The sequence below is a fragment of the Thalassococcus profundi genome (assembly GCF_003344785.1).
Lineage (GTDB): Bacteria > Pseudomonadota > Alphaproteobacteria > Rhodobacterales > Rhodobacteraceae > Puniceibacterium > Puniceibacterium profundi.
Map to the genome: position 1 here is coordinate 135,580 of NZ_QPMK01000001.1, position 9,421 is coordinate 145,000.

At 57.8% G+C, this 9,421-nt stretch carries 2 protein-coding genes, 1 tRNA gene and 2 rRNA genes (1 of these 5 cut by a window edge); 1 reads left to right on the top strand and 4 read right to left on the bottom strand.

All coding sequences use genetic code 11. The features are described from left to right. Nucleotides 1–50 precede the first annotated feature (50 nt). Nucleotides 51–3,923 carry an AAA family ATPase gene (locus DU478_RS00625; protein ID WP_114508998.1) on the top strand — a complete coding sequence of 1,291 codons (3,873 nt, stop codon included), beginning with the start codon at nucleotides 51–53 and terminating at the stop codon, nucleotides 3,921–3,923. Between the two features lie 854 nt (nucleotides 3,924–4,777). On the opposite strand, the gene DU478_RS00635 is transcribed toward DU478_RS00625, so the two are convergent. The 4 genes from DU478_RS00635 to DU478_RS00650 form a co-directional block, all read right to left on the bottom strand. Further along, nucleotides 4,778–4,854, bottom strand: a tRNA-Met gene (locus tag DU478_RS00635). Between the two features lie 76 nt (nucleotides 4,855–4,930). Continuing rightward, nucleotides 4,931–5,045: ribosomal RNA gene (gene rrf / locus DU478_RS00640) — 5S ribosomal RNA — on the bottom strand. Between the two features lie 115 nt (nucleotides 5,046–5,160). Further along, nucleotides 5,161–8,586: ribosomal RNA gene (locus DU478_RS00645) — 23S ribosomal RNA — on the bottom strand. A 355-nt stretch (nucleotides 8,587–8,941) separates the two neighbouring features. Further along, nucleotides 8,942–9,421, bottom strand: partial view of a glycosyltransferase family 2 protein gene (locus DU478_RS00650; protein WP_158545720.1) — the 3' portion only. The gene runs 345 nt beyond the window's last position; 480 of the gene's 825 nt are visible here — the last part of the coding sequence; the start codon falls outside the window, past its right edge; the stop codon is at nucleotides 8,942–8,944.

Genomic DNA, 9,421 nt, shown 5'->3' on the forward strand with positions numbered 1-9,421 from the left:
CGCATTGCCCAGCCGCCTTGAGAGGCCGCACACGCATGGAAGGCGGGTAGATGGGCCGCATCGGCCCGTTCAACGACCTTTCTTCGATCCGTCATTTCGAAGGTCTCAGGATCAAGTGGGAGCGCTCCGGCAACCACGCTGGTTGGCAGAGGTCAAGCCGAGGGAAGTTTATGATGCATAGCGCTGCGAAACAGCTGCCGGTTCAACACCTTTCCGTTCGGCTTCCATGGCACGACACCGGCTGGAGTGGCTCTGTGTGCAATGCGCCATCGAAGAACAGCTGGTGCATGGTCCTCAAACGGATCCGTGAGGAAAGGAATGCTGCTGCCGAGGAAGACGTTGCTGGCAGCGCCTGGTCCGATCTCAGCGAGGCCGAACTACCGGCATGTCTGGCAGAGCGCGGAGCAGCTTTAAATACCAAGCCGTATTCGCTTCGCAGCCGTCACCCGTTCGCCGACTCTTCAGCCGAGACCCACGGCCATTTTGCCGAGAACGAGTTTCGCCTACCTCCATATAGCGTGCAGACGATCCCGTTTCGCTGGACTCGCAAGGAAGACGCACAAGCCATCGCCGAAGAGCTCGCGTTGCCCTTCGACATATCGCGCGAACCGCAACTGTCGTTCGGGACGGTGTGGGTCAATGACTTCGCCAACCAGCAGATCATGCTGGACACCTTTTTCAGCGCGCTGGCGCCCGAAAAGTCGCTCATCTTCTTGTACGCCAAGCGGACGCCGTTGGCCGATGACCCGCGCCGCGTTCTGGTGGGCGTGGGACGCATCACGTCTGTTGGCCCCGCTCAGGAGCATGCATACAGCGGCGACACGGGAGGGAAGCTACGCGGCCTCATGTGGGAACGGGCGGTTTCCCATTCGATCCGGCCCGACGGTTTTGACGGCTTCGTGCTTCCGTACCAGAAGCTTCTTGCCTTGGCCGAGCGAGACGGGACGATCGACCCTTCTCAATTCGTCGCCTTTGCACCGGATGAAGGCTTCGACGCGTTCAGCAACGTGGCAGAGCACGTCGACCACGATCTCGCCATTGCGAGCCTTCTGTCGTTGGCCGACAAGGTGCGCGTCATCGCGCAGCACATCCCCGGCGCATGGGACCGTCACCTCGAGTGGATTTCCGAACGCCTCGCCGAGCTTTGGGAACTCCGTGGAGCGTTCCCGGGGCTCGGGAGCGCGCTTCACGCGTTCGATGTCCGGTATGGGACGCTGCTAGCGATGGACCTTGCTCAGCGACACTGCGTCGACGGTCATTGGACGGAGGACCCGTGGACACTCGTCTTACGCGCTTTCGAGAATCCGGGCGCGGTTCTATCGCCTGCGGTCGCCTCACAAGTGCAGCCGTTAGACGGCAAGAGACTCGCTGCGCTGCCGCAAGAGCGCTCTGAGCTCTTGAAGCTCTTATCTAGATTCAGCCTCACGATCGAACAGGCATCTCGTTTCTTCAACGCGGAAAGCCGAAACAGCCTGACGGACGAAGACGTTCTTCAAAATCCCTACCGTCTTTTCGAGGCCGACAGGTTTAGGCTCGATGCGGTCAGCATCGGCACGGTTGACCGCGGCATGTTTCCCGACGAGTCGGTCCGCCAGACCTTCCCATTGCCCGACATCAGCCGCTTGGAGGGCGACCAGGACCCGAGGCGAGTTAGGGCGCTGGCGGTTCACGTCCTCTCTGAGGCGGATGCGACCGGCCATACCCTGCTACCGGTCAACCAGGTTCTCGAAAACATTCGAGCGCTCGAACTCGATCCGCCTTGCCGGCCAACGCGGGACTTGCTGCCTCTGCTTGACCCAGTCATGGCGCCCGAGATCCTAGATGCATCGTTGTCGGACGGTACGCGGGCTTGGCAGTTTGGTGAACGACGCGAGATCGGCGACCTCTTGCGGCGGCAAATCAGCCGTCGACAGAAAGGTCGTCGGCATGAAGCCGATCACGACTGGCGCGACCTTGTCGACCGGTCCTTGGGGAAGATCCCCGAAGACACCGACGAAGCCGCCTTGGAGAAACTGGCAAGGACGGAGAAAGCCGCCGCGCTTGAAGAGCTATTCGTGACCCGCTTTTCGCTGCTCCTTGGGCCTGCCGGAACTGGGAAGACCCGGCTCCTCCAGATGCTTTGCGACCTCCCGGAAGTGCGCGGCGAAGGAATCCTTCTCCTGGCACCCACCGGCAAAGCGCGAGTGCAGATGCAACAGAACATCGAGGGTCTCAAGGCGCTGACCATTGCGCAGTTCCTGTTGCCGGACCGGTTCGACCCCGAGACGCAGCGGTATCGCCTTTCGCACGCTCCAAAGGTCGAGGCGGCTGGAACAGTGATCATCGATGAAGCCTCGATGGTCACGGAGGACATGCTCGCCGCAGTGTTCGACGCGCTCAAAGGCCCGAAGCGGATCATCCTTGTAGGCGACCACCGACAACTCCCGCCGATCGGTGCCGGGCGGCCTCTCGTGGATCTGACGAGGGAGCTTCGCCCATGGGACGAGGACAGGGAACCACCTTTCCCACGAGTAGGGCCTGGTTATGCAGAGCTGACGGTGCATCGTCGGCAGACCGGCAAGGGCAAGGCAGGTCGGGATGATCTGCTCTTGGCATCCTGGTTCACCGACGAGGCGCCGGATCCTGGAGCGGACGAAATCTGGGCTCGCATGACCCTCGGCGAGACGGATGGACATGTCGAAGTGCGCATATGGCAGACAGATGAAGAGTTGAAGGATGCGCTACTCCAAGCGCTCGTCCAACACGTTCCAGAGGTCGAGCACGACCATGACGAGCGCGGCTTTGGCATCTCGCTCGGAGGCGTAGGAACCGACAATGGCGTCTTCTTCAACGCCACGTGGCTTGAGAAGAACAAACCCGGATCCGCGGAGCGATGCGAAAGCTGGCAGGTGCTGACGCCCGTTCGCGGGAAGGGCCACGGGGTTGAAGAGCTGAACCGATTCCTGCACGAGCGATTCCGCAGAGACGCCCTCCGCTTCGCCGACGGCCGCCGACCTCGAACGCCTCGGCCCAGTGGCGCAGAACGGATCATCTATGGCGACAAGGTCATGTCGACCACCAACAAGTCGCGCAGCGTATTGGGTCGGCGAAAGGAGCTCGTATCAAACGGCGAGATCGGAATTGTCGTAGGCCAGGCGAAGTTTGGAAAAGCGTGGGACGGCAAGACTCCTGAACGGCTCGACGTCGAGTTCCGCACCCAACCTGGCAACACGTTCGTGTACTGGCCAAGCGACTTCGGCGACGAGGGCGCGGTGGTGCTTGAGCTCGCCTACGCGCTCACCGTGCACAAGAGCCAGGGGAGTCAATTCGAGCAGGTGTTCGTCGTCATCCCGCAGCCCTGCTTCATTCTCGGCCGGGAACTCATCTACACGGCGCTCACGCGTCAAGTTGACCGGGTGGTGCTTTTCGTACAAGGACAACCGTCCGACCTTCGGGCATACACTTCAGCGAAGTACTCTGAGGTGGCGCGGCGCTACACGAACCTCTTCACTGACCCTGACATGCTTGCCGAACCGAGCGGCGCGTTCCTCGAACGTGGTCTGATCCACCGGACGGCCAGAGGCGAGCTTGTTCGTTCGATCTCGGAGGTGGTCGTCGCCGATGCCCTCAACGCGGAGGGCATCGATTACCACTACGAGAAGGCGCTGCACGGTGCAGACGGGATCGAGCGCTACCCCGACTTCACGGCCGAAGATCCAGCGACAGGAATCACGGTATACTGGGAGCACCTCGGCATGCTCTCGGACCCGACCTACTCCAACAGGTGGGACAAGAAGCTCGAGTGGTACAAGGCTATGGATCTGGAGCCGAATGGGCGCGAGAACGCCAAGGGCGAGCGGCTCGTGACGTCACAGAACCGCATGGACGGCGCGATCGACTCCGCAAAGATCCGGCAGCAGGTGCGCGATGTCTTCGATCTGTGAGTTTGGCCCGACGGTCGGCGCCTGGAAGCAGATCCAGACTGACGCAATCCGTTTTCGAAGCGATATGAAGGACTTCGGCCCCTCTTGCTTCCACAGTGCTTCCACGGGGGCTGGAAACGCAAACGCCGCCCCGGAGGGCGGCGCGTAAGCGCCTGTAAACGCAAATGAATTTGGTTGCGGGAGCTGGATTTGGTCTTTGGCGAACGGAAGTGGCCGTCACGTGGCGGTAGCCGGCAAGACCGGGGGAGCGTCGTTCCGCACTCCTCCCCCGAACCCCCGCCTGCTCGCAGGGGCCGTTCGCCACGCCCCTGCACCCCGTGGCTGTTAACCATTCGCAGACACTTGAAACGCATCATCAGAACGCCCTTTGGCGCGTTCTGATGATGCGTTTCAACGGCTCACCGGGCTATCCACGATTTGGCGCGCATGCAGCCGATCTAACCAAGATGCTGACGCTCGTCAGAAACTGACAAATGCCCTGCAGCGCACTCTGAAAGTCAGTTGGAGCCAAGTTATGCTCCATCGGCGTCAGCATTAGGATCGACAAGGACGTGAACTCTCCGCGCTACAAGCAGAACGCGACACGCTCGTCCCTGCGCCGATCGAGCTTCCAACGGATCTGCCCGCGCTCTACCGGTCCCATGTTGAGGATCTGGTGGGAACGCTCACGGACGAAGCCGTGGCGGGCCCGGCGGCGGACGAGTTGCATACGCTGGTGGAGACGGTGGTCGTCTCGTGGGACGAGGAAGCGGAGCTCCACACGCTGGAGGTCCGTGGCAAGCTGCTGGAACTTTTGAGCTTTGTGGACAGAAAAAAGGCCGCGACCCTTTCGGGTGCGGCCTGTTCGCTAAAGCTGGTTGCGGGAGTAGGATTTGAACCTACGACCTTCAGGTTATGAGCCTGACGAGCTACCGGACTGCTCCATCCCGCGCCAATTTTGTCGCCTCGCGGCAGTTATGTCGGAGGCGGCATCGATAGAGAGATACCTGTGTTCTGGTTTTTACTAGGTTTGGCGGTGACCTACTCTCCCACGTCTTGAGACGCAGTACCATCGGCGCTACGGCACTTAACGGCCGGGTTCGGAATGGAGCCGGGTGTTTTGCTCGTGCTATGACCACCAAACCGAGAAAAAACCAAAACAGTCGAACCGACAGGTTCGACGTTCAACACTGTCCAAGTCGCGTACACGTTCGGTGTGTATGCTTTTCGATCAGTCACAGCCTGGCTGTTACTGGATCAAATCAAGCCTATCGGGCAATTAGTACCGGTCAACTGAACGCATTGCTGCGCTTACATCTCCGGCCTATCGACGTGGTGGTCTACCACGGCCCTCAGGGATACCTTGTTTTGAGGGGGGCTTCCCGCTTAGATGCCTTCAGCGGTTATCCTGTCCGATCGTAGCTACCCTGCACTGCCGTTGGCACGACAACAGGTCCACCAGTGGATCGTTCACCCCGGTCCTCTCGTACTAGGGGCAACTCCTCTCAAGTATCCTACACCCACGGCAGATAGGGACCGAACTGTCTCACGACGTTCTAAACCCAGCTCACGTACCTCTTTAAACGGCGAACAGCCGTACCCTTGGGACCTGCTCCAGCCCCAGGATGAGATGAGCCGACATCGAGGTGCCAAACACTGCCGTCGATATGGACTCTTGGGCAGTATCAGCCTGTTATCCCCGGCGTACCTTTTATCCGTTGAGCGATGGCCCTCCCACTTGGGACCACCGGATCACTATGGCCGTCTTTCGACTCTGCTCGACTTGTCAGTCTCGCAGTCAGGCTGGCTTCTGCCATTGCACTCAACGAGCGATTTCCGACCGCTCTGAGCCAACCTTCGCGCGCCTCCGTTACGCTTTAGGAGGCGACCGCCCCAGTCAAACTACCCACCACACAGGGTCCCGGATCCGGATAACGGACCGCGGTTAGACATCAAGCAGAACAAGGGTGGTATCTCAAGGATGGCTCCACGCAAACTAGCGTTCACGCTTCAAAGCCTACCACCTATCCTGCACATGTTCGGCCTAATGCCAGTGTGAAGTTGTAGTAAAGGTGCACGGGGTCTTTCCGTCTAACCGCGGGAAGCCTGCATCTTGACAGGCAATTCAATTTCGCTGAGTCTATGTTGGAGACAGCGGGGAAGTCGTTACGCCATTCGTGCAGGTCGGAACTTACCCGACAAGGAATTTCGCTACCTTAGGACCGTTATAGTTACGGCCGCCGTTTACCTGGGCTTCAATTCAACGCTCTCACATCTCCTTTTAACCTTCAGGCACCGGGCAGGCGTCAGACCCTATACGTCGTCTTGCGACTTCGCAGAGCCCTGTGTTTTTAGTAAACAGTCGCCACCCCCTGGTTTGTGCCCCCAGCCCCTAGTTGCCTAGGAACCGGGCCTCCTTCTCGCGAACTTACGGAGGTATTTTGCCGAGTTCCTTCAACATAGTTCTCTCAAGCGCCTTGGTATTCTCTACCAGTCCACCTGTGTCGGTTTAGGGTACGATCTAACGATGGAGCTATTTCCAGGAACTGCTCAACGGCCCGACCAATCCGATAAGGTCGAACAATCTTCGCAATCCGTCACTTCCATCTGGCCCAGGAATATTAACCTGGTTCCCATCGACTACGCCTTTCGGCCTCGCCTTAGGGGTCGGCTTACCCTGCTCAGATTAGCTTTAAGCAGGAACCCTTGGACTTTCGGCGAGAGTGTCTCTCACACTCTTTGTCGCTACTCATGTCATCATTCTCACTAGTGATCTCTCCACCGGATCGCTCACGCGCCGGCTTCACAGAAAGCTCCTTGTCTCCGTAACGGTCGAAACCGCTAAAGAGACATGGAACTATGTCACACTACGCTCTGCTACCATGCCTTACGGCATCCTAAGCTTCGGCTCATGGCTTGAGCCCCGTTACATCTTCGCCGCAGGACAACTTATTTAGACCAGTGAGCTGTTACGCTATCTTTAAAGGATGGCTGCTTCTAAGCCAACCTCCTGGTTGTTTTGGTCGTCCCACCTGCTTTCCCACTTAGCCATGAATTGGGGGCCTTAGCTGTAGGTCAGGGTTGTTTCCCTCTCCACAACGGACGTTAGCATCCGCTGTGTGTCTGCCATCTAGTACTCCCGGGTATTCGGAGTTTGGTTAGGATCAGTAAGCCTGTGGGGCCCCATTACCCATCCAGTGCTCTACCCCCCGGGGTATTCGGATGACGCTCTACCTAAATAGATTTCGCAGAGAACCAGCTATCTCCGAGTTTGATTGGCCTTTCACCCCTAGGCACAACTCATCCCGACCTTTTTCAACAGGTGTGGGTTCGGACCTCCAGTAAGTGTTACCTTACCTTCATCCTGGTCATGCCTAGATCACTCGGTTTCGGGTCTGATCCATCTAACTCGACGCCCTATTAAGACTCGCTTTCGCTGCGCCTACACCTAACGGCTTAAGCTTGCTAGATAGACCAAGTCGATGACCCATTATACAAAAGGTACGCCGTCACAAGACTGGACACTAATGAAAATCATTTCCCGACGGGCACCGACACGCGAAACTGAACCGTTTCAATGCCGGGATTGTCGTCGTAAAGACCTGCATTCGAGCGGTGGTCGTAGCTGAGCGCGTAGCGCCAGCCCATGCGACCTTCATACCCCAATTCGATGCCCGATCTGAATTCGATCGGACCACCCAGGTCGAACCCGCCGTTATCGGCGTAAAACCCGGGCATCGAGTGCAGCTCCGCATAAAGCGGGCTATCACCGAATTGAAGTGTATAGGTGGACCCGAAGCCCACCCATGTCTCGCCGTTTTCGCCAAGCGAGAACCCGACTGCGCTTCCGAACGGACCACGCTTGTGACCCAGATCGTACCGCAGGTAGATTTCACCGGCACTTTCGGCGTTCCGCTCCAGAACCTCGCCTGCGGAGAGCGCGAGCCGCGGCGTCACATCGGTGCGCCCCAGACATCCCGTCTCGGTTCCACAGTAGTTTGCACCCATGTCCCAAAGGCCGAGGCCCAGGAGGAGTACAGCGAAAGTTCCGTCAGCCATGTTCAGCTCCAAAGTTTGATTTGGAACCTGCATGGCGCAGATTTTCATTAGAGTCCAGTCAAGCTCCGACTGATTGTAGGCGCTCGGTTTCAGGTACTGTTTCACTCCCCTCGTCGGGGTGCTTTTCACCTTTCCCTCACGGTACTGGTTCGCTATCGGTCAGTAAGGAGTACTTAGCCTTCGGGGGTGGTCCCCCGATCTTCGAACAGGATTTCACGTGTCCCGCCCTACTTAATACGTCCCATCGAGCTTCCTATAAGGGGCTGTCACCCTCTATGGCCATGCTTTCCAGCATGTTCTAGTCACTCTCAAGGCTCGGCTGGTCCCCGTTCGCTCGCCGCTACTAGGGGAGTCTCTATTGATGTCCTTTCCTCCGGGTACTTAGATGTTTCAGTTCCCCGGGTTTGCTCTTAAAACCCTATGTATTCAGGTCTTAAGTACCTGTTTTACCCAATTATTGATAACCTTGCGGTTAACAATAACTGAGTATCAGGTGGGTTGCCCCATTCGGAAATCCGTGGATCAAAGCCTATTCTCGGCTCCTCACGGCTTATCGCAGAGTATCACGTCCTTCATCGCCTCTTACTGCCAAGGCATCCACCAAACGCCCTTCTCGCGCTTGATTTGATCCAGAAAAAGACAGGCTTTTTCTGCACCCGCCAGGCCTTTTGTGTCCTGGCAGGCATTGATCAAAAGCATACTTTCCCGCTCCTTCCGATGTCATGGAAGGAACTTGTGCGATGGTTAATCGCACGGGTTAGTGTACTTGACTTGGACAACTCTGTTCTTTTCAGTCCGGCAGACAGGGGTTCGGTCGAGGAAACAACCTAAAGTCCTGCTCGCGTCAGCCCGAGGGCCTCGGCACCAAACTGAGATCAATCCCATACTCGGGTGATCAAACAGTGTTGATTTTGTATCTCTCTATACGATGTCAATTCGTCCGGATTGGACGTGCAAGCGCAGAAGGCTGCGCTTGCAGATCAAATCCGAAGATCTGCAAACCATGCGGGCAATTTCGTTCTGAAGGACAACTTCAAAGCACGTGTTTTGACCACGCTGTGCTTTTCATTCCGTGAGGGCTTTACCGAAAGCGTTCTGTAAGCCTCGGCTTCCGCCGTCTCCCAGGGAAGTTCCGATTTGGACCAGAAGGTGTCGAGGAAGCGTTTCGCATCTTCGTCCGCCTTGCGCCAACCGTCACCCGGCCGCCCCGGTTCATCAGAAGATCCTACCGCGATCCGCGTCTCGTTCACCTCGTCAAGGACGCCCAAGTTTGCGTACTTAAGGTGCGCCAGGTATAGGCCTTGGGGCATGGTGAATGGGAATGCATTCAAGCGGCGTGGTGCAACTTTTACACCGTGCAATACAAACTCGATAGGTCGCCTGGAGGCGACCGCCTTGCTGTAATGCCCGGAGAATGCTGCGTCTCCGTCTAGGCCGACCAGATCCGCGCCAAGTGCCGT

Excerpts from the sequence above, each read along its gene's own strand:
- DU478_RS00625 (WP_114508998.1), top strand. The coding sequence starts at position 51 with ATGGGCCGCATCGGCCCGTTCAACGACCTTTCTTCGATCCGTCATTTC.